The organism is Colwellia sp. 5_MG-2023 (genome assembly GCF_030547795.1).
Classification (GTDB): Bacteria; Pseudomonadota; Gammaproteobacteria; order Enterobacterales; family Alteromonadaceae; genus Colwellia.
The window spans coordinates 29891-51126 of sequence record NZ_JAUOPW010000028.1 but is presented as its reverse complement, the minus strand read 5'-3'; the positions used below and the strand labels follow the sequence as shown (position 1 = coordinate 51126).

The window sequence follows — 21236 nt, the reverse complement described above, 5'->3', positions numbered from 1 at the left end:
AATTCCATATTCATGATTGATATTTATTAAGCTCATCATTCACTAAATTTTGGTTTGGGTGTCATCAGGTTCAGTCGCAAGTTCGAATCTTGCATCACCGACCACTTCTCAAAAATATTATTTTCCATATCTAACCAAAATTGGTTTGGGTGTCATCAAGTTCAGTCGCAAGTTCGAATCTTGCATCACCGACCACTTCTCAATTTAATTCCATATTCATGATTGATATTTATTAAGCTCATCATTCACTAAATTTTGGTTTGGGTGTCATCAGGTTCAGTCGTAAGTTCGAATCTTGCATCACCGACCACTTTTCAAAAATATTATTTCCCATATCTAACCAAAATTGGTTTGGGTGTTATCAAGTTCCGTTGCAATGTTGAACTTTACATTAATAATGAATTTTTAACTTATACTTGGCGAATAAAAGCCATTTACCAATGAAGTAGAAAATTATGTTTTACGGTAATTATCTTGGTTGTTTGCAATGTTCGAGAATACAATTTGTTCCTTTATAAGAGAGGGGCGAGTGTTATTTGATCACTTTCATGGTATTTAATTTATTTTACTTAAACTTATGCTACCCTTTTTTTATACGTAAGTTATTATAATATATATGTATTTTAACTATCTTGGTAGTTGATGTAACAGTCATTATGCTGTAGGTAAGAGTATCCTCGACGAGGCTTTATTTAGGCTACGATTTCCGCCAGAAACTTGCCCTTGCAACTTCTTTTGTGTCTAGCTATAATTCCGCGTCATAAATTTTAACCGTTCGTATGAGCAAGGCACTTTTTTTACTATTATTAGCAAGTAAAATTGATGCTATATAAGAAAGCGTAACACGCTAAGTTTTGAGGTATATAAATGCAAGTTTCAGTTGAGACTACACAAGGTTTGGAACGTCGTTTGACTATTTCTGTTCCAGCCGAAACAGTAGATGTTGAAGTTAAGAATCGTCTTCGTCAAGTAAGTAAAACCCAACGTATCAACGGTTTCCGTCCAGGTAAAGTTCCACCATCAGTTATTCAAAAACGTTACGGTAAATCTGTACGTCAAGAAGTTGCCGGTGAAATCATGCAACGCAGCTTTGTTGATGCTATTGTTGCTGAAAAAATTAACCCTGCGGGTCGTCCTTCATTTGTTGCAAAAAGCAATGAAGATGGTAAAGAATTAAAATTTGAAGCAACTTTTGAAGTTTACCCTGTAGTTGAGTTAAAAGGTCTAGAAGATATTAAAGTAGAGCGTCCTGATGTTGAAGTGTCAGATGCCGATCTAGATGAAATGTTTGAAACATTACAGAAGCAGCACCAAACGTGGAAAGAGAATAAGCGTAAAACTAAGAAAGGTGACAAGTTAGTACTTGATTTCACTGGCCGCATTGACGGTGAAGAGTTTGAAGGTGGTAAAGCTGAAGGTTTTGAACTAGAACTTGGCGCTGGCCGCATGATTCCTGGTTTCGAAAAAGAAATCACAGGTATGAAAGCTGGTGAAGAAAAAACAATTAAAGTAACTTTCCCTGACGATTACCATGCAGAAAACCTAAAAGGTAAAGAAGCAGAGTTTGATATTGTTGTTCATAAAACAGAAGGTGCTGTATTACCTCCTGTTGATGAAGAGTTTGCAAAACTTTTTGGTGTTGAAGAAGGTGGTGTTGAAGCTTTACGTGAAGAAGTTAGTAAAAACATGACTCGTGAATTAACTCAAGCTGTTAAAGCTAAAGTTAAAGAGCAAGTACTTGAAGGTTTATTATCTAGCCATGATGTTAGCTTACCATCAGCTTTAGTTGCACAAGAAATTGACGTATTACGTCAACAAGCAATGCAACGTTTCCAAGGTCAAATGGATCCGAAGAACTTACCTGAACTACCTAACGAGATGTTTAAAGAGCAAGCTGAACGTCGTGTTAAAATTGGTTTGTTATTAGGCGAAGTGATTAAAGTTAATGAACTGAAAGTTGATATGGCTAAAGTTGATGAGTTAATTGCAACAGCAGCGTCAGCTTATGAAGATCCACAAGAAGTTATTGAATACTACGCAAACAACAAAGAATTAATGCAACAAATGCAAAATGTCGCTTTAGAAGAGCAGGCAGTTGAATTTTTAGTTGAAAAAGCGAAAGTAGAAAATAAAAAAGCAACTTTTAAAGAAATTATGAACCCTGAAGGGAAGTAATATCGCTTTTTTATTGACAAAAAGCTTAGCAATCGCTTAAATTTAATGGCTTGTATGGATATCTTCATACAAGCCATTTTTATTTAGCGTATTATTTTAATGATTACTTAAAGAATGTAGCTTAATTTAAGCTGCTTAGTTAAAGTAATCATGTATTTTATATTTAAGGACGGAACACACTTGTTTAATTCCCAATTCAATTCCCAATCAAACTCTCAAAATTCAGCGACTAGCCCAGAGAGTGCTTTAGTACCAATGGTAGTCGAACAGACAGCTAAGGGTGAACGTTCTTATGATATTTACTCAAGATTACTTAAAGAACGTGTTATATTTTTATGCGGCCAAGTTGAAGATCACATGGCTAATTTAATTATTGCGCAATTATTATTCTTAGAATCAGAAAGCCCTGATAAAGATATTTTCCTCTATATTAATTCACCGGGTGGCTCTGTAACAGCAGGTATGGCCATTTATGATACAATGAAATTTATTAAACCTAATATTTCTACTGTATGTATTGGTCAAGCTGCAAGCATGGGAGCATTTTTGCTTTCAGGTGGTGAAAAAGGTAAACGATATTGTTTACCTAATGCACGTGTGATGATTCATCAACCTCTTGGTGGATTCCAAGGGCAAGCATCTGACTTCGAAATTCATGCGAAAGAAATATTGTTTATTAAAGATAAATTAAATCGTTTAATGTCGGAGCATACAGGGCAACCTCTTGAGAAAGTTTCTCAAGATACTGATCGCGATAATTTCTTAAGTGCTGAAAGCGCAGTTGAATATGGTTTAGTTGACTCCATATTAGAACAAAGAAATAGTTAATATTAACTGTAAGTTGAATTTGACTCATCAAGTTCAACTTAAAAGATGATTGAATGATTGCCATATTATAATTATTTATAGCTATAGTAATCATTAACGGAATTAAGATTTGAGGTAGGGCATGACCGATATTAAAAGTGGTGACGGTGACAATGGTAAATTACTTTACTGTTCATTTTGTGGCAAAAGCCAACATGAAGTACGTAAGCTAATTGCTGGCCCATCAGTATTTGTATGTGACGAATGTGTTGAATTATGTAATGACATTATTCGTGAAGAGATAAAAGAAATTTCTCCTAAAGAAGAAAAGGAAGCTTTACCTTCTCCTGTTGAAATACGTGAAAGCTTGGATGACTATGTTATAGGCCAAGACCATGCGAAAAAAGTACTCGCAGTGGCGGTTTATAATCACTATAAGCGTTTACGCAATGGTGATTCACACAATGGTGTTGAATTAGGTAAAAGTAATATTTTACTTATTGGTCCAACAGGATCAGGTAAAACATTATTAGCGCAAACTTTAGCGCGCCTCCTTGATGTACCTTTCACTATGGCTGATGCAACGACATTAACTGAAGCTGGATATGTTGGTGAAGATGTTGAGAATATAATTCAAAAGCTATTACAGAAATGTGATTACGATGTTGAAAAGGCACAGCGTGGCATAGTATACATTGATGAAATAGATAAAATTTCTCGCAAATCAGATAACCCGTCAATTACGCGTGATGTTTCTGGTGAAGGTGTTCAACAAGCCTTATTAAAACTTATTGAAGGTACTATCGCTTCAGTACCACCACAAGGTGGTCGCAAGCACCCTCAGCAAGAGTTTTTACAAGTAGATACTTCTAAAATTTTATTTATTTGTGGCGGTGCGTTTGCAGGCCTTGATAAAGTGATTGAACAGCGTTGTCACACTGGAACTGGCATTGGTTTTGGTGCCGAAGTGCGCGGTAAAGATGAAGAAGTCACCTTAACTGAAAGATTGGAAGATGTTGAGCCGCAAGATTTAGTAAAATACGGATTGATTCCTGAATTTATTGGTCGATTACCGGTTGTTGCTACTTTACGTGAATTGGATGAAGCAGCATTAATCCAAATTCTACAAGAACCTAAAAATGCATTAACTAAGCAGTTTACGGCATTGTTTGATATGGAAAATGTTGAATTAGAGTTCCGAGAAGATGCACTTAACGCCATTGCTAGAAAAGCAATGGACAGAAAAACAGGTGCTCGTGGCTTACGTTCAATTGTTGAAGCTGTTTTACTTGATACCATGTACGAACTCCCATCAATGGAGAACGTGAGTAAAATAGTTGTTGATGAAACTACAATTAAAGGTGAATCTAAACCTTTGGTTATTTACGATAGTCAACAAGAGCAAGCAGCATCAGAGTAAATCATTGCTGACAAATTAATATTGAAATATAAAGAGCCTAAGGGCTCTTTTTTGTTTTTTAACAGCCATAATAGTGATATTAAGGTAACTAAGTTGGGCTACCTCTAACAAGCTCTGTGTGCTTTAATATGTATAAATCTCAACCATGAGTTGGGAATAAATAAAATCAAATTGTTATTATTGCTTGTAAGTTTTCTATTTATCCCCATATAGATTTTATCAGTAATTTAAACTTTCCAAAGAGACACACATGACCGAAGAATTAACTAGTGTAGTTGAAATCCCCGTTCTTGCCTTAAGAGATGTTGTCGTTTATCCACAAATGGTAATTCCATTATTTGTAGGTAGAGAAAAATCTATCCGTTGTTTAGATCTTGCGATGGAAAATGATAAGCAAGTATTTTTAGTTGCACAAAAAGATGCTGCAGTCGATGATCCTCAAGCTGTGGATGTTTATGAAACTGGTACTGTAGCAACTATTTTACAGATGTTAAAACTACCTGATGGCACTGTTAAAGTGCTAGTGGAAGGTGTGCAACGTGCTAAAGTCACTGAGTTTATTGAAACAGAAGAATACTTCAGTGCCAATATTGAGTATTTAACGATAGAAAATAGTGCGGAAGATGATAATGAAGTATTAATTCGTTCTGCTATTTCTCAGTTTGAAGGTTATGTAAAGCTAAATAAGAAAATTCCACCAGAAGTACTTACTTCGGTTTCGGGAATTGATGATGCCGAGCAATTAGCTGACACTATGGCTGCTCATATGCCATTGAAGCTAGAAGAGAAGCAAAAAGTATTAGAAATAGTTGATATTGTTAAACGCTTAGAGCATTTAATGGCATTGATGGAAGGTGAGATTGACTTATTACAAGTTGAGAAAAAAATTCGTACTCGCGTTAAAAAGCAAATGGAAAAAAGTCAGCGTGAATACTATTTAAATGAACAAATGAAAGCGATTCAAAAAGAGCTTAATGAAGGTGATGAAACACCTGATGAGCTTGAGCAAATGTCAAAGCGTATTGATGAAGCACAAATGCCGACAGAAGCAAAAGATAAAACCTTAGCTGAATTGCAGAAGTTAAAAATGATGTCGCCGATGTCAGCTGAAGCTACTGTCGTTCGTAGCTATATCGAATGCATGATTAATGTGCCATGGAAAAAACGTAGTAAGCTTAAACGTAACTTGGCGTTAGCACAAGAAGTGCTAGACAAAGATCACTATGGCTTAGATAAAGTTAAAGAGCGTATATTAGAATATTTGGCCGTACAACAGCGTGTTAGCCAGCTGAAAGGTCCAATTCTTTGTTTAGTTGGTCCTCCCGGTGTAGGTAAAACCTCATTAGGGCAATCTATTGCAAAATCTACAGGCCGAAAATATATTCGTATGGCTTTAGGTGGTGTACGTGATGAAGCTGAAATTAGAGGTCATCGTCGAACTTACATTGGTTCATTACCAGGTAAACTTATTCAAAAAATGTCAAAAGTGGGGGTTAAAAATCCACTCTTTTTATTAGATGAAATAGATAAAATGGCATCGGACATGCGTGGTGATCCAGCATCAGCATTATTAGAAGTATTAGATCCTGAGCAAAACTCAAGCTTCAATGATCATTATCTAGAAGTCGATTATGATTTATCAGATGTGATGTTCGTTGCGACATCAAATAGCATGGATATTCCAGGTCCATTACTTGATAGAATGGAAGTTATTCGTTTGTCTGGTTATACCGAAGATGAAAAGCTAAATATTGCGCGTAGTCACTTGGTTGAGAAGCAGATACAACGTAATGGTTTAAAGGCTAATGAAATTAAAATTGAAGATAGTGCCATTATTGGTATTATTCGCTATTACACGCGAGAGGCGGGTGTTCGAAATTTAGAACGTGAAATATCTAAGTTATGCCGTAAAGCAGTTAAAGCTATCTTACTCGATAAAAAGCTGAAAAAAGTGGTTGTTAACCAAGAAAACCTAAATGAATATTTGGGGGTACAACGTTTTGATTACGGTAAAGCTGATGATAAGAATAGAGTTGGTTTAGTGACTGGGTTAGCATGGACACAAGTAGGCGGAGAATTACTGACTATTGAAACAGCGTCTGTACCAGGTAAAGGTAAGCTAACCTACACTGGTTCATTGGGTGATGTTATGCAAGAGTCTATTCAAGCAGCAATGACGGTTGTACGTAGCAGAACAGAAAAATTACGCATTAACGATGATTTCTATGAAAAAAGAGATATACATGTTCATGTTCCTGAAGGAGCAACACCAAAAGATGGACCTAGTGCAGGTATAGGTATGTGTACGGCACTTGTTTCTAGTTTAACAGGTAACCCGGTCAAGGCTGATGTTGCTATGACAGGTGAAATTACGTTGCGTGGTGAAGTGCTTGCTATTGGTGGTTTAAAAGAGAAACTACTAGCGGCTCATCGTGGTGGTATAAAAACGGTTATTATTCCTCATGAAAATGAACGTGATTTAAAAGAAATACCTGAAAATGTTAAAGCAGATCTCGCTATTCACCCTGTAAAATGGATTGATGACGTACTTTCTATAGCACTTGAACACCCTGTAGAGCAGTGGAAGGCAGAGTAATTTTTATGCGTAAAAAGTTGCATTTTTGATAGAAATAAGCAAAAAAAGCAAAAAAACGCGAAAAAACAGTAAAAAAGTGAAATAAAGGCTTTTCAAACGCTGAAACTATGGTAAGTTAACAACGCTTATGTCGCTAGACCCCTTGTTTAGTATACCTAAGAGGCTGCTGCTCAATAGGTATAAATAATAAAGGATTAGACATAATAGTTTTTTTTCAACTCGGCGCTTGATGTTCAATAAAATAAAATAACATAACGAATCTTTATTTTTTTAGGACGAACTTTTATTAAAACTTTTATTAAAGAAAAGTAAAATAGCGTTGTAATAATAACAATTGAAGGGGTATACACTGTGAATAAATCTCAACTTATCGAGAAAATTTCTGAAGGCGCTGACATTTCAAAAGCTGCTGCGGGTCGCGCATTAGATTCATTTATTGGCGCTGTAACTGAAGAATTACAAAGTGGTGAGCAAGTTGCTTTAGTTGGTTTTGGTACTTTCTCTGTACGTGACCGTGCAGCACGTACTGGCCGTAACCCACAAACTGGTGCAACTATTCAAATCGCTGCAGCTAAAATCCCATCTTTCAAAGCGGGTAAAGCATTAAAAGATGCTTGTAATAGCTAATAATATAATTAATTACATTTCGTGATTTTATATTAAAGATATATTTAAAGACCACCTTTAGGTGGTCTTTTGCTTTTAATTTATTTGATTAAATTATTTATAAATAATTTAATCAAATAAAACACATCTTGCACTTCAAGCGATGGTCCGCATCTGCTAAAATCGCGAGCAACAAAAACTATAGCTTAAGTATCGATATTTTTTATCGGTTTAATATTTATCGATTTTAAAAAATCGGCTTTGGAGATAAGAGAAAAAAATGCTAGAAGATATTAGAGAAAGCTCGCAGGGCTTAACAGCCAAAATAATCCTTGGTCTTATTATACTAACCTTCGCTGTTGCAGGTCTGGGTAGCTACACTAATTCTGTAGATACTTCTGTCGCAACGGTTAATGGCGAAAAAATAAGTCAACAAGAGTTTGATAGAGCATATCAAGCACAGCGCAATCGTATGGCTCAACAGTTTGGTGAAATGTTTGATACATTATCGAATGACGCTAACTATATGGCTAACTTTCGTCAAGGCGTATTAGATAATTTAATTAATCAAAAATTAATAGATCAAAGTGCAGAAGATCTTGCAATACGTGTTTCAGATGAGCGCATTAAAGAGACTATTCGTGTAATGCCTGAATTTCAGGTGGATGGTGTTTTTGATAACAATCGTTATTTAGCGGTTATTAATCAAGCCGGTTTTTATCAGTCGTCTAGCTTTCGTGATTACCTACGTGTAGAAATGACGCGTAGTCAGTTATCACAAGCACTAGTAGCTACAGAATTTAATTTACCTTACCAAGAAAAACTACAACAAAACTTGCAAGGTCAAACACGTGATATTCGTTATGCAACGCTATCAGCTAAACAGTTTGAAGCCGGTGTTGAGGTAAGTGAAGAAGAAATTAAAACTTACTATCAAACGAATCAAATACGTTTTGAAAATAAAGAAAAAGTTAAAGTAAATTATATTCGTTTAGCTGTTGATGATATTGCTAAAAATATTGAAGTGTCTGACAGTGATGTTGAAACATATTATCAAGATAACATTGCAAGCTTTACCCAAGCAGAACAACGTCGTGTTTCACATATTTTAATTGGCTTTACTGAAGGTGATGATGACAGCGAAGCAGCAGCTAAAGCTCAAGCTGAAACTGTATTAGCTCGTTTATCTGCCGGTGAAGATTTTGCCGAATTAGCTAAAGCGTTATCTACTGATACTTTTAGCGGTGAAAATGGTGGTGATTTAGATTATATAGAACGTGGCGTGATGGGAGAGGCTTTTGATGAAGCCGCATTTGAATTAACGACTGTTGGTGATACAACAGGGCTTGTTAAATCAAGCTTTGGCTATCATGTCATTAAATTGACTGACCTTAAGCCTGAAGAAATTCAGAGTTTAGCTGACGTTAAAGATGAGCTATACATCAAGGTAAGTAGTGATAAAGCTCAAGAGCAGTTTTACACCTTAACGCAAGAAATGGCGCGTATTAGCTTTGAGTTTCCTGACAGTTTAGAAGATGCAGCAAGTGAAGTGAATGCTACTGTAGAAACTTCTTCTTGGTTATCTCCTACAGGCAATGCTGCACCTTTTGATAATGCTAAAGTTATTGAGGCAGCGTTTTCAGATATAGTTTTACAAGATAATATGAATTCTGATGTGATTGAAGTAAGCGATAGTGTTTCATTAGTATTACGCTTAAATGAATACCAAGAAGCGAATGTTAAACCTCTTGCTGAAGTTGAAGAGCAAATAAAAGCTATTTTAGTCTCTCAAAAAGCGACAGAAAAAGCTCAGACAACAGTAAATGATTTACTTGCGAAGTTTAAAGCGGGTGAAGATATTACTGAACAGTTACTTGAAAACTATGCAAGCTTTACTAGCAAAGAAAATATGACACGTTATGGTACAGATATAGATCAAAGTATCACTCGTGAAGCATTTGTATTACCACACCCTGTTGATGGGAGTATTTCTGCCTCTTCAGTTGCTTTAAGTAACGGTGATTTGGCTCTAGTAGAGCTAAAAGCAGTGAATGTACCAAAAGTTATTATTGATAACCCGCAGCTTTCTCAGCAACAAACTTCTCAATTAGCGCAGTCTGCTTACGCAAGCTATGTTGATTCATTAAAGTTAGATGCAAAGATAAAGATAAATACAGTGGCAGCGCCAACGAGCTTTTAGTTGGTAGTAAGTAGCGAGTAACAAAGCTCGCTACTTTTCATTGATATTATTTTACGGTTCTAGATCTCAGTTGAAAGTTTTGATTCATTAATAATCTTTGCGTGACTTTATGCTGAGGTTTATTCATAACCTCCATTGTTTTTCCTGATTCAACTACCTTCCCGTGTGATAACACTAAAACTTCATCACTAAAATGGCGAATAATACCCAAATTATGGGATATGAGTATATAGGCAAGCCCCATTTGTTGTTGTAGATCTAATAATAAATTAATCATTTGAGAGCGTAATGAAGGGTCAAGTGCTGCTAATGCCTCGTCCAGTATGATTACTTGAGGCTGTAAAATAATTGCTCTAGCAAGGGATATACGTTGTTTTTGCCCACCAGAAAACATATGAGGATAAAAATTCATATGATCGCCTAATAAACCAACTTGTTGTAGGGTAACCCTGATCAGCTCTTGGCGTTTTTTTTCATTAAATGTTGTGTTGAGTTTAAGCGGCTCATCTAATAGTTGTAAAATAGTTAGGCTAGGGTTGAGAGTTGTCCCTGAGTCTTGAAAAATCATACGAATATGCTGACATCTTTCTTTATAACTACTATCATGTAGTTTTTTGCCATTCAGGTAAATATGACCGCTACTGGCTGGCTCTGCTCCGACTAATAATTTAGCAAGTGTCGATTTTCCTGAGCCTGTGTCACCAATAATAGCTAAAGTCTTATGCGCTTCAATACTGAAAGAAATAGGCTCTAATGCAATAATAACTTTCTTTTTAAACCAAAAGCCTTTCTGCTGATAAGACTTGCTTAACTCTTCAACTTTAAGTAATTCTGTCATTTTAACATACCTCTTTAATAGCTTTACGTTTAGCTTTTGTCGGTATTAAAGGGTAGTGGCAACTAACTTTATGATCATGAAAGCTAGTGATTGTCGGTGCTTGTACACAGGCTTGTTGGGCTCTTGGACAACGTGGCCCTAAACGACAGCCAATAGGAAGATGTTGCAAAATTGGAATAGTACCAGGTAATGCCATTAATCTTGATTTAGCAGGCAACTCTATATTTGCACTCGGGCTACTATCAACTAAAGCTTTAGTGTATGGGTGTAATGGATTTTTGAATATTTGTTCAGTAGTTCCAGCTTCAACGAATTGTCCGCTGTACATCACTGTTATCTTATGTGTCCAATGTGTAATATTTTCTAAATCATGACTAATTAATAATATCGACATGTTTTTTAATTGATTTAAACTAGCCAACAGCCTAAATATTTGCCCCTGATTTGTATTCTCCATTGCTGCAGTAGGTTCATCTGCAATTAATAATATCGGCCTTCTAGCTAGGGCTATAGCGATCATAACGCGCTGACATAGCGCATCTGTTAATTGATGTGGGTAACTGTTAAGGCAAGCGTTATGTTTTTTTATGCCGACCTTATGTAATAATTTAATAGCTGCCTCATTACGCTGTCGCTGTTTCTGCCAGAAAAAACCGGTGAGTGAACTAGTATCAATCGCTTCAGCTAATTGGTTTTTGATGGTGGTTGTTGGATCTAAACAGGCCATAGGCTCCTGGAATATCATAGCAATATCTCGCGATATAAGCGCTTTACGCTCCGCAATAGATAAACGCAATAAATCGACACCTCGCCAATGGAACCTATCAGCATGTACTTTCCATTTGTCGTTTAGTACACCAACAATTGCTTGTGCTAAAAGTGATTTACCAGAGCCGGATTCCCCAACTAACCCACGAACTTCGCCTTCTTTCATGATCAGGCTAACTTTATCAACCGCTAAAATATTTTTATTTTCACTGATAAGTTCAATGGATAAGTTTCTAATGTCGAGTAAATTCATTACTTGTCCTTGCGAAGCTTAAGAGAATGGCGAATACCTTCACCAACAAGGTTGGTAACTATAACAGCAAACAAAATAGCTAAACCTGGCAAATATACTGTCCAAGGGGCTATGTAAAATAAATCTAAACCGTTAGCTAATGTTGCTCCCCATTCCGGTAGTGGAATTTGAGCACCTAAGCCTAAAAAACCTAATGTAGCTATATCTAAAATAGCGGCTGATTGTGCTAAGGTTGCCTGACTCATTACTCGATCGACAATATTTGGAAAAATAGAGTAATACAATATTCTAAAAGGACTTGCACCATCTAGCCGCGATGCAAGTACATAATCTTTACGCGATTCTTCTTTTACGGCGTAACGTGTAATGTGAATAAACTGAGGTATAAGTACTATCACTACAGCCCATACGGTATTGCTAATACCAGGTCCTAATATAGCAACAATGATGATAGCCAATAACAATGAAGGAATAGATAAGATGACATCCAAACAGTGATTGAGGAAGCTTGATTTTATCCCTGTGGTTAATGCTGATAAGGAGCCAATAACAACACCAATAATAAGTGATGTAATAACTACAATAAAGCTTAGGCCAAAGGTTAAAGAAGTACCATACATTAAGCGAGAAAGCATATCTCGGCCAAGTTCATCAGTACCAAGTAAATAACTTATATTTCCATCAGGGTGCCAAGCAGGAGGTAATAATAGCATATCTAGTTGACCATCAATTGGTGAATGTGGTGCTAGTATTGGTGCAAAAACAGCTAAAATTATTAAGAATATAAAACAGCTCAATCCTGCCATTGCAGAAGGTGTTTTACGAAAAACCTGCCAAAGCTGCATAAAAGGTGAAGGGAATATCTCTTCTAAATAAATTTTATCACGAGCCATACTTATTACCTCGGGCTAGTGGATTTAACGCAGCATAGATAAAGTCAGTTAAAATGTGCACGATAAAAATAAAACACGACAGCACCAACAAGCCACTTTGTATCGCGGTATAGTCTCGTTGGTAAATACTTTCGATGAGCCAACGGCCTATACCAGGCCAACTAAAAATAACTTCGGTGACCATGGCAATCGTTACCAGGTTGGCAAACTGTAAACCAACGTGACGAATTATTTGTATTAGCGCATTTCTGATCGCATGGCGAAATATCATTTGTCGAAAGGTTAAACCTTTTGCATTTGCTGCTCGAATATAGCTTGTTTCTAAAACCTCTATCATTGATGTTCTAGCTAAGCGAATAAATATAGTGGCAGGAGCTACAGCAATAACACAAGCAGGTAGTATAATATGTGCGGTGGCATCACTAAAAGCTTGCCATTTATAAGGGCTATCACTGAGTAATATATCAATAAATTGAATACCAGTTATCAACTCAATTTCAAACAATAAACTAATCTGTCCGGCTGATGGCAACCAGCCTAAGTTTATCGAAAAGGTTAAAATAGCCAATATACCTAGCCAAAATACGGGGATTGAATAGCCCAACATTGAAACTGATACGATAATATTATCAGTGGTTTTGTTGTGTTTTATTGCCGCAATAAAACCAAGTGGAATACCAATAAACATTGCAATAAATAAAGCAACCAAACTAAGTTCAATAGTTGCAGGTAATAGGTTGAGCACTTCCGTGGCTATATCAGATTGACTTGCCATTGAAATACCTAACTCGCCATTAACAATGTTATGTAGATAAGTAATATATTGCCAAAAGATATTACTTTCAGTGTGGTAATGTTTTTCTATTTCTATTAATTGAGCAGGGGTTGCGTTAATAGCACCCGAGATGTTGATGATTGAATCACCTGGAAATAAAAAACTTAAGCTAAAAGATAATAATGTTAGTACTAACATTGTAAAAATAAATAAGCTTAATCTACGTAAAGTGAAAATTAACATGATTAATTTTCACCTACATTAGGTTGAGCCACTTTCACTGCGTTGTTAGTTTTTGCACTTAGGGGCGTTTTTTTATTTTTATCTATATGATAAAAATTAATACCCCCAAAGGCTGCTAGGATATCACCCGTAATTTCTTTATTACGTGCTTGATAACGTTTTGAATGAGCAATGGGAATTAAAGGGATTTCCTCTTCTATAATTTTCATTGCTTGGGAATAGAATTTTTTTCTTTGACTTAAGTCAGTTGTTTGTAAGGCTTTTTGAATAATATCATCATATTCTTGGTTACACCAAAAAGTGGTATTACTCCCTGTATTACTTGCAGAGCAGCTTAGCATAGGAGAGAAAAAGTTATCAGGATCTGGATGATCAGCTGACCAACCTAATAAAAAGCTCTGATGTTCGCCAAGCTTTAAGCGGTTTAAGAAAGTATTCCATTCATAAGAAACAATGTTAACTTTAATTCCAATATCATTTAGATCGGCTTGTATAAGTTTAGCCATTGTTATTGCATTAGGGTTATAAGGTCTTTGTACCGGCATAGCCCATAAATCCATAGTGAATCCTTGAGGAAACCCTGCCGTATTTAATAGGCTTTTTGCCAGCACAGGATTAAATTCATGAGTTGGAATCGTATCGTCAAATGCCCAAGAGGTATTCGGTAGTATCGATTTTGCTAATACTGCTTTACCTTTATAAACGGTATCGAGTAATACTTTTTTATTAATAGCATAACTAACCGCTTGGCGAACCAGTTTATTATCAAAAGGTGGCTTTTTAATATTAAAGCCAAAATAGCCGACATTTAATGCGGTAATTGACTCTAAGGTTAAGCTTTTATTTTCACCTATTTTATTATGGGCAATAGGGTAAGCTGATATATCACATTCTTTTGCTAGTAACTTTGTTAGCCTTCCAGTATTACTTGGCGTGATATCAAAAACTAATTGTTCAATTTTTACCGGCTCTCGCCAATATTGTTCGTGACGGTAATAACGAATAAAAGAGCCAATGCGATATTCTTTTAATTTAAATGGCCCAGTGCCTATAGGATCGGTATCTATATTGCTTTTTCTTTGTTGTTTACTTAGTTGTTCAGCATATTCGGCGGATAAAATAACCGCATAATCAGTTGCTAAATTGGCAAGAAAGGAATTATCAGGATGAGTTAAATGAAAGCGAACAGTATGATCATTTATTTTTTCTATTTTTTCTACTAGGCTATTAAACTCAATATTTTGAAAAAAGGGATAATCACCGCCTGATACATAATGAAATGGATGATTTTTATTTAAAATACGATTAAAACTAAAAATAATATCGTCAGCATTTAGAAATCGGCTTGGTGTAAAATATTCTGTTTGATGAAAAGCAACATTTTTACGTAAATAGAAAGTGATCTTTTTACCGTTTTTTGTTACATGCCAAGCTTTTGCTATTGCAGGTGTAAGCGTATTCTCTTTTCCTTGATAACTCAATAAACGATCGTATAACTGATTCGATGTAGCATCAATGGTGGTACCAGATGTTACTAATTGCGGGTTAAATGTTTCAGGAGAGCCTTCCGCACAATATATAACACTGTGTTCATCTAATGAAACTGTGCTTTCATCATAACACGCGGATAATGCGAAAAGGCTCAGGCAAGCAAGTAGATTAACCTTAATTTTATTCATCAGTGTCATTACCATCAAGCAAATTGTATTTTTTTAAATAACCTCTTAGTTGATGATAGGTTAATTCTAGTGCTTGTGCGGTTTTCTTTTGATTATATTGACAGTGCGCCAAAGCTGATTTAATCAATTCTATTTCGTAATTTTGTGATAAGGACTTTAATGATTGAGGGAATTGAGTGTTTATTAGTGCTGTGGTAGCGGTTAATTCCGGCTGAATTATCTCATTACTCGTATTCTTGTCACTTTTATTGTTAATCGAATCTACGCCGTTGTCACTTATTGTCTCATGTTGTGGTGTATGGACTCTATCATGGGTTTTAATGCGCTGGTTAGGTCTAAAAGGAGATTCGAATGGGTCAATAATTAAATCATTAACAGGCAAGTGCGGGTTATTACAGCGATAAACACTACGCTCAATTACATTTTTTAACTCACGAATATTACCCGGCCAAGCGTATTCAAGCATGGCTCTTTTCGCTTTTTCGGTGAAACCACTAAATAATTCAAACTCTAATTCACGTGCCATTGTCATAGCAAAATGCTCTGCTAACATTAAAATGTCATCAAGTCGTTCACGCAATGGTGGTAGTGTTATAACATCAAATGCTAAGCGGTCGAGTAAATCTGCTCTGAATTGCCCTGATGCAGCTAATGATGGAAGATCTTCATTAGTGGCTGCTACGAGGCGTACATCAGTAGTTATTGTACGAGAGCCACCTACACGTTCAAATTCACCATACTCAACTACGCGTAATAACTTTTCTTGTATTAAGCCTGACGTATTCGCAATTTCATCTAAAAATAAGGTGCCATTGTCGGCGCGTTCAAAACGACCTTCATGACGTTTGCTTGCGCCAGTGAAAGCACCAGAGTCATAGCCAAATAGCTCGGTTTCAAGTAGGTTTTCATTTAAAGCGGCACAATTGAGTTTTAAATAACTTTGCTCCCAGCGCTTTGATAAATAATGTAAACGAGCAGCAACTAATTCTTTACCTGTTCCGCGTTCACCAATAATTAATACTGGCTTACTAAGTGGTGCAATTTGAGATATTTGCTCTAATACTTCTAAAAAGCTATTTGATTGTCCCAGCAAGTTATCTTGTTTATTAAAGCGTCCCATTACCTGACCTAATATTGATACCAATATCATACAGTTTATTCTTGTTGGATAAGAAATAACAGGAAAGACTTGGTATTAGTTAATTTAACTAACAAATAGTGTATTTCATTAATTAGTTATAGAAAAGAATTTTTTAATATTATAAAAAAACTCTTTAAAACAAAAGGTTAATGTTTTATGTCATATTGGCGTAAAACATGAATATAACTTAGTATAAATTTAAATTCGAATTTATACTAATTTCAACAAGCGTATAATATAGATGGTTTACGTTTAAATGAAGTTATTAATTCTAGAGAGAGGTTGTTATGGGTATTTTTTCAAGGTTTACCGATATTATTAATTCTAATATCAATAATTTATTAGATAAAGCTGAAGACCCAGCTAAAATGGTAAGGTTAATTATTCAAGAAATGGAAGACACTTTAGTTGAAGTACGCTCTAGCTCTGCTAAAACATTAGCGGATAAAAAAGAGCTAACTCGTCAAGTAACTCGTTTTGAGAATGAGGCCGCACAATGGCAAGAAAAAGCTGAATTAGCTCTAAGCAAAGATCGTGAAGATTTAGCTAGAGCGGCTTTAATGGAAAAGAAAAAGAGTACTGAAAACTCTCAATCTTTATTACAAGAGCTTGTGAATGTTGAAGAGCATATTACTAAACTTCAAGATGAAATATCACAACTGCAAGATAAATTAGCAGATGCCAAAACTCGTCAAAAGGCGATTATTATGCGAGAAAAAACTGTAAATTCTCGTTTAAAGGTGAAGCAGAATATTGATAGTAACAAAGTGAATGATGCACTAAGTCGTTTTGACCGTTATGAAAGTAAAATTGATGGTATTGAAGCACAAGTTGAATCATATGATTTAGGTAGTAAATCTTTAGCTGATGAAATTGCAGAGCTTGAATCAAACGAGAAAGTTGATGATGAACTTGCATCGTTAAAAGCGAAAATGAAAAAACAACAGGATTAACTATTAGCGAGTTAGTTATTATTTCTAAAGTGTAAGGTTTAACGTAATTAAACCTTAAGTAATAAGTTTATTTATTACTTCCAATGGCTAAACCGTTAGCTAATAAGTTAGAGAAAAAGTTAAGGAGAGTATCGTGGAAGAGATCATTATGGCGCCAGTCATTATTTTTATGGTTATTGTTGCCCCCATTTGGCTAATATTACATTACCGTAGTAAAGGACAAGTAAATCAAGGCTTGACTGAAGAAGAGTATATTCAGTTATCTGATTTATCCGAGATGGCAGATAAAATGGCTGATCGTATTAAAACGCTAGAAGCAATCTTGGATGCAGAGACTCCTGAATGGAGAAGTAAATTATGAGGATTAAAGGGGGAGACTTATACCGAAATACCTCGCGCGGTAAAATAGCGGGTATTTGTGCGGGAATTGCAGATTATTTTGGTTGGGAGACTTGGTTAGTACGAATTTTAGTAGTGTCAGGGGTGCTCTTTGGCATACCTTTTTTAATTTTAGGTTATATTGCGGCTTGGCTTATTCTTGATAAAGACCCTAAGATGTCTAATAAATTTCATCAGACAGAGTCGTCAAAATCTGATTCATCAGGGGGTACTCCCCCATCAGCTAGCGATTATGAAAATGAATCAATTAAAGTGAAAACAAGAGTTTGGCAATCAGGTGAACCACCCAAACAAGCTTTCCATGATATTCGAAGAAAGTTTGGCTCTTTAGAGAAGCAACTACAACGTATTGAGCAGTATGTAACATCTTCAGAGTTTAGCGTTGCTAGGGAAATTAATAAACTGTAATTATACCTAGCTACTACCTAAGGGGCTCCAGTAGAATCTCTAACGATTAGTTGTGGAATGTACTGGCTTATAACATTTCTTCCCTTTTGTTTACGTACCTGACTAATTAATAAGCTTGCTGCATCATGTGCTATTTGTTTATTAGGTTGATCAGCGGTGGTAAGTTTTGGCCATGTTTGACGAGAAAAAGGGCTATTTTCGAAACCAGTAATTGATAGCTGTTCAGGTATTTTTATATTCATTAATCGAGCTGCAAATAAAGCACCAGCGGCAATTTCATCATTACACGAAAATATTGCTGTTGGTGTATTGCTTGGGCTTACTTCTTTTGCCATTAATTTTTGAGCGCCATTTACACCAGATTCAAATGAGTATTCACCTTCAATCACTAAATTCTTATTAAATGCTATATCATTAACTTTTAATGCCTGTCTATATCCCTTGTAACGTTCAATCGTAGACATATGCTCAGCACCACCTGCAATAAAACCAATTTTTTTATGTCCTAAGTCGATCAAGTGTTGGGTGATCGTTTGTGCTGCCTCTCTATCGTTTACCATAACACAGGGACTTAATTCATCAGGTGCAACGTCTCCTGACATAATGCGAACTACTTTTATATCAAGCGCAGTAATACGCTTCACAAATTCAGGTTGTTCCGAAAATGGTGGTGTTAATACTAAACCAGCAACACGTGCATGTTTTATTGTATTAATAATATCTTCGGTAATATCTTCCTTTTGGGAGTCACAGGGGTTAATTAATAGCTCAAAACCCTGTTGACGACATGCAGATAAAATACCTTCTTGCATATCAATAATATAATAAGCATTTGGGTTGTCATATACATAGGCAATAGTAAAAGATTTTGTACCTGCTAAGTTTCGGGCCGCTAAATTTGGCTGATAATTCAGCTCTTTTACCGCTTCCTGTACTTTTTCTCGGGTAATTTGACGAACCGAAGGTTCATTATTCATTACACGTGAAACGGTTTTAATTGAAACACCCGAAAGTCTGGCGACATCATTAATTGTTGCTTTCATCTATCCATTTAACCTTTATTATTTTTAGAGCAGCCATTACTACAGCAGTAGAGTAGTGCTTCTTTATCTATGCAGCAATAACTAATACTATTTTTATCTAATTAAATACACAGTAAAAGCATAATAAGCTAAGAACCAATAATTGACAGCGTTGTCATTCTTGAGTAGGGTACCATAATTGTTTATAAAAACATAATCTCGTCATGTGTTAGCCTTACTATGTACGAGCATAATACTTTACTCATCATGAGAGTCATTTACAGGAACAACTATGTCAGATCGTCAAATATTACCTAGCTGGAAAAAACTACAACAATTAGCGTTAGATAAGAAAACTCAGCATATGAATACTTTATTTGCTAATGATGGAGAGCGTTTTGAAAAATTCTCTATTGAGTTGCCTAATTTGTTACTTGATTACTCTAAAAATTTAATTGATTGTGAAACCATGGATAATTTATTGAATTTGGCTGAAGAAACAGAAGTCTGCCAATGGCGGACTAAAATGTTCACTGGCGAAAAAATAAATAAAACGGAAGAGCGAGCAGTTTTACATACCGCTTTACGCCGTAAAAGTGACGAAGCATTAATTTTAGATGGCGAAAATATTACCGAGCAAGTCGATAAACAACTGATAAAAATGGAAGCGTTTGTAAATAAAGTTCGTCAAGGGCATTGGTTGGGGTATTCAGGTAAGCGTATTACCGATATTGTAAATATTGGTGTTGGCGGCTCTAATTTAGGCCCTCAAATGGTGACGGAAGCACTTAAGCATTATAGTGATGGCGCAGTGAACGTTCATTATGTTTCAAATGTTGATGGTGCTCAAATTGTTGAAGTTCTAAGGCCGCTAGATCCTCAAAACGTTTTGTTTATTGTATCAAGCAAAACGTTTACAACGACCGAAACTATGACTAATGCAAAAACAGCGATGAAGTGGTTAACAAGTGCGTCCTTTGATGAGAAGTCAGTTGCGAAACACTTTGTTGCTGTTACTGCTCACAAAGAGAATGCTATGAGTCTTGGTATTGAAGCTGATAACATTTTTGATATGTGGGATTGGGTTGGAGGACGTTTTTCATTATGGTCAGCGATTGGCTTAGCAATTGCGCTCGATTTAGGCTTTGATAAATTTAAAGAGCTACTTGATGGTGCTAGTGATATGGATCAACATTTTATTAACGCGCCATTACGTAATAATATGCCTGTGATAATGGCGTTAATTAGTGTTTGGAATACCACTTTTTTGGGCGCACGCTCACAAGCTATTCTACCGTATGATCAAACTTTACATATGCTTTCAGCTTACTTACAACAGGCTGAAATGGAAAGTAATGGAAAATCGGTTACTTGGGATGGTGATGAAGTTGACTATGCGACAGTCCCTTCTATTTGGGGCGAGCTGGGAATTAATGGGCAGCATGCGTTTTATCAATATCTGCATCAAAGTAATAATGTTGTACCTGCTGACTTTATTGGCTCTGTAGAAAGTGTGACACCGGTAAAAGGTCATCACGAAACGTTAATGGCAAACTTCTTTGCTCAAACCCAAGCATTAATGGCTGGCGTAAACGAAGAACAAGTAAGGGCTGATCTTAAAGCAAAAGGTCGTACAGCCGACTATATTGATAAAGTGGCTCCTCATAAAGTACATAAAGGTAACAGGCCAACCAATACTATTTTATTAAAACGTATTGATCCCAAAACATTAGGTAGTTTAATTGCAGCCTATGAACATAAAATATTTGTTCAAGGAATTATCTTGCAAATATGTTCTTTTGATCAATGGGGAGTTGAATTAGGTAAGGGGTTAGCAGCTGAGATACAGCAAGAATTAGAGAGCAATACAATATCATCTAAGCATGATTGTTCAACAGCCAGTTTAATGAAGTTTTATCAAAAAGCTAAGTAAACAACACTGTATTTTCTAAGTATTTTATTTCTATGCATGAGTAGCCTATAGAGTGGTACTGAGATCATAAAAAAGCAGTCATAAGTTACATGGCTGCTTTTTGTTTTATAATATTCGGTTTAACTGA

At 35.8% G+C, this 21236-nt stretch carries 17 protein-coding genes; 10 read left to right on the top strand and 7 right to left on the bottom strand.

The features are described 5' to 3' along the window. Positions 1–867 precede the first annotated feature (867 nt). The 6 genes from tig (at position 868) to Q4496_RS15365 (ending at position 9804) form a co-directional block, all read left to right on the top strand. Complete coding sequence (gene tig / locus Q4496_RS15390) at positions 868–2175, top strand: trigger factor (RefSeq protein ID WP_215972673.1); 1308 nt, start codon at positions 868–870, stop codon at positions 2173–2175. Between the two features lie 180 nt (positions 2176–2355). Further along, positions 2356–3003: an ATP-dependent Clp endopeptidase proteolytic subunit ClpP gene (gene clpP, locus Q4496_RS15385; protein ID WP_289847530.1), complete on the top strand. Its 648-nt coding sequence runs from the start codon at positions 2356–2358 to the stop codon at positions 3001–3003. 121 nt (positions 3004–3124) lie between these two features. Beyond that, positions 3125–4402: an ATP-dependent protease ATP-binding subunit ClpX gene (gene clpX / locus Q4496_RS15380; RefSeq protein ID WP_215972671.1), complete on the top strand. Its 1278-nt coding sequence runs from the start codon at positions 3125–3127 to the stop codon at positions 4400–4402. A 250-nt stretch (positions 4403–4652) separates the two neighbouring features. Next, entirely contained in the window at positions 4653–6998 is a 2346-nt protein-coding gene (gene lon / locus Q4496_RS15375; protein WP_303602772.1) for an endopeptidase La, read from the top strand. Positions 6999–7349: 351 nt separating this feature from the next. Continuing rightward, positions 7350–7625 (top strand): nucleoid-associated protein HU-beta, encoded by a 276-nt coding sequence (hupB, locus tag Q4496_RS15370; protein ID WP_159821154.1) that lies wholly within the window; start codon positions 7350–7352, stop codon positions 7623–7625. Positions 7626–7884: 259 nt separating this feature from the next. Further along, the gene (locus Q4496_RS15365) at positions 7885–9804 is read left to right on the top strand and encodes a SurA N-terminal domain-containing protein (RefSeq protein ID WP_215972669.1); all 1920 of its coding nucleotides are present in this window, start codon (positions 7885–7887) and stop codon (positions 9802–9804) included. A gap of 46 nt (positions 9805–9850) precedes the next feature. Here the strand turns inward: Q4496_RS15365 and Q4496_RS15360 are convergent, their stop codons facing one another. The 6 genes from Q4496_RS15360 to pspF are packed head-to-tail and all read right to left on the bottom strand — an operon-like array spanning position 9851 to position 16373. Then, positions 9851–10642: an ATP-binding cassette domain-containing protein gene (locus tag Q4496_RS15360; protein ID WP_303610776.1), complete on the bottom strand. Its 792-nt coding sequence runs from the start codon at positions 10640–10642 to the stop codon at positions 9851–9853. 1 nt (position 10643) lies between these two features. Further along, the gene (locus tag Q4496_RS15355) at positions 10644–11663 is read right to left on the bottom strand and encodes an oligopeptide/dipeptide ABC transporter ATP-binding protein (protein WP_215972667.1); all 1020 of its coding nucleotides are present in this window, start codon (positions 11661–11663) and stop codon (positions 10644–10646) included. After that, positions 11663–12556, bottom strand: coding sequence for an ABC transporter permease subunit (locus Q4496_RS15350; protein ID WP_215972666.1), 894 nt, complete (start codon positions 12554–12556; stop codon positions 11663–11665). The genes Q4496_RS15355 and Q4496_RS15350 overlap by 1 nt, the downstream gene beginning before the upstream one ends. Further along, a complete protein-coding gene (locus Q4496_RS15345; protein WP_303610775.1) occupies positions 12546–13574 on the bottom strand; it encodes an ABC transporter permease subunit in 1029 nt (342 codons plus the stop codon). Before Q4496_RS15345 ends, Q4496_RS15350 begins: the two co-directional genes overlap by 11 nt. A 2-nt stretch (positions 13575–13576) precedes the next feature. Continuing rightward, a complete protein-coding gene (locus Q4496_RS15340) occupies positions 13577–15253 on the bottom strand; it encodes an ABC transporter substrate-binding protein (RefSeq protein WP_303610774.1) in 1677 nt (558 codons plus the stop codon). After that, on the bottom strand, positions 15246–16373 hold the full coding sequence (pspF, locus tag Q4496_RS15335; RefSeq protein ID WP_303610777.1) for a phage shock protein operon transcriptional activator: 1128 nt from the start codon (positions 16371–16373) through the stop codon (positions 15246–15248). Before pspF ends, Q4496_RS15340 begins: the two co-directional genes overlap by 8 nt. Positions 16374–16681: 308 nt before the next feature. On the opposite strand from pspF, the gene pspA reads away from it, so the two are divergent. The 3 genes from pspA to pspC all read left to right on the top strand — a co-directional run bounded on the left by pspA (position 16682) and on the right by pspC (position 18154). Next, positions 16682–17347: a phage shock protein PspA gene (gene pspA, locus Q4496_RS15330; protein ID WP_215972663.1), complete on the top strand. Its 666-nt coding sequence runs from the start codon at positions 16682–16684 to the stop codon at positions 17345–17347. Between the two features lie 130 nt (positions 17348–17477). Beyond that, complete coding sequence (gene pspB / locus Q4496_RS15325) at positions 17478–17708, top strand: envelope stress response membrane protein PspB (RefSeq protein ID WP_303495826.1); 231 nt, start codon at positions 17478–17480, stop codon at positions 17706–17708. Next, positions 17705–18154: an envelope stress response membrane protein PspC gene (gene pspC / locus Q4496_RS15320; protein ID WP_215972662.1), complete on the top strand. Its 450-nt coding sequence runs from the start codon at positions 17705–17707 to the stop codon at positions 18152–18154. The genes pspB and pspC overlap by 4 nt, the downstream gene beginning before the upstream one ends. 17 nt (positions 18155–18171) lie before the next feature. Here the strand turns inward: pspC and Q4496_RS15315 are convergent, their stop codons facing one another. After that, positions 18172–19197 carry a LacI family DNA-binding transcriptional regulator gene (locus Q4496_RS15315; RefSeq protein ID WP_215972661.1) on the bottom strand — a complete coding sequence of 342 codons (1026 nt, stop codon included), beginning with the start codon at positions 19195–19197 and terminating at the stop codon, positions 18172–18174. Between the two features lie 271 nt (positions 19198–19468). Here Q4496_RS15315 and pgi point away from each other — a divergent pair, with 271 nt between their 5' ends. Continuing rightward, complete coding sequence (pgi, locus tag Q4496_RS15310) at positions 19469–21109, top strand: glucose-6-phosphate isomerase (RefSeq protein WP_303602774.1); 1641 nt, start codon at positions 19469–19471, stop codon at positions 21107–21109. The last annotated feature ends 127 nt before the right edge of the window (positions 21110–21236 follow it).

Coding starts and splice junctions, on each gene's coding strand:
- tig (WP_215972673.1), top strand. CDS start 868: ATGCAAGTTTCAGTTGAGACTACACAAGGTTTGGAACGTCGTTTGACT.
- clpX (WP_215972671.1), top strand. CDS start 3,125: ATGACCGATATTAAAAGTGGTGACGGTGACAATGGTAAATTACTTTAC.
- lon (WP_303602772.1), top strand. CDS start 4,653: ATGACCGAAGAATTAACTAGTGTAGTTGAAATCCCCGTTCTTGCCTTA.
- Q4496_RS15365 (WP_215972669.1), top strand. CDS start 7,885: ATGCTAGAAGATATTAGAGAAAGCTCGCAGGGCTTAACAGCCAAAATA.
- Q4496_RS15360 (WP_303610776.1), bottom strand. CDS start 10,642: ATGACAGAATTACTTAAAGTTGAAGAGTTAAGCAAGTCTTATCAGCAG.
- Q4496_RS15355 (WP_215972667.1), bottom strand. CDS start 11,663: ATGAATTTACTCGACATTAGAAACTTATCCATTGAACTTATCAGTGAA.
- Q4496_RS15350 (WP_215972666.1), bottom strand. CDS start 12,556: ATGGCTCGTGATAAAATTTATTTAGAAGAGATATTCCCTTCACCTTTT.
- Q4496_RS15345 (WP_303610775.1), bottom strand. CDS start 13,574: ATGTTAATTTTCACTTTACGTAGATTAAGCTTATTTATTTTTACAATG.
- Q4496_RS15340 (WP_303610774.1), bottom strand. CDS start 15,253: ATGAATAAAATTAAGGTTAATCTACTTGCTTGCCTGAGCCTTTTCGCA.
- pspF (WP_303610777.1), bottom strand. CDS start 16,373: ATGGGACGCTTTAATAAACAAGATAACTTGCTGGGACAATCAAATAGC.
- pspA (WP_215972663.1), top strand. CDS start 16,682: ATGGGTATTTTTTCAAGGTTTACCGATATTATTAATTCTAATATCAAT.
- pspC (WP_215972662.1), top strand. CDS start 17,705: ATGAGGATTAAAGGGGGAGACTTATACCGAAATACCTCGCGCGGTAAA.
- Q4496_RS15315 (WP_215972661.1), bottom strand. CDS start 19,197: ATGAAAGCAACAATTAATGATGTCGCCAGACTTTCGGGTGTTTCAATT.
- pgi (WP_303602774.1), top strand. CDS start 19,469: ATGTCAGATCGTCAAATATTACCTAGCTGGAAAAAACTACAACAATTA.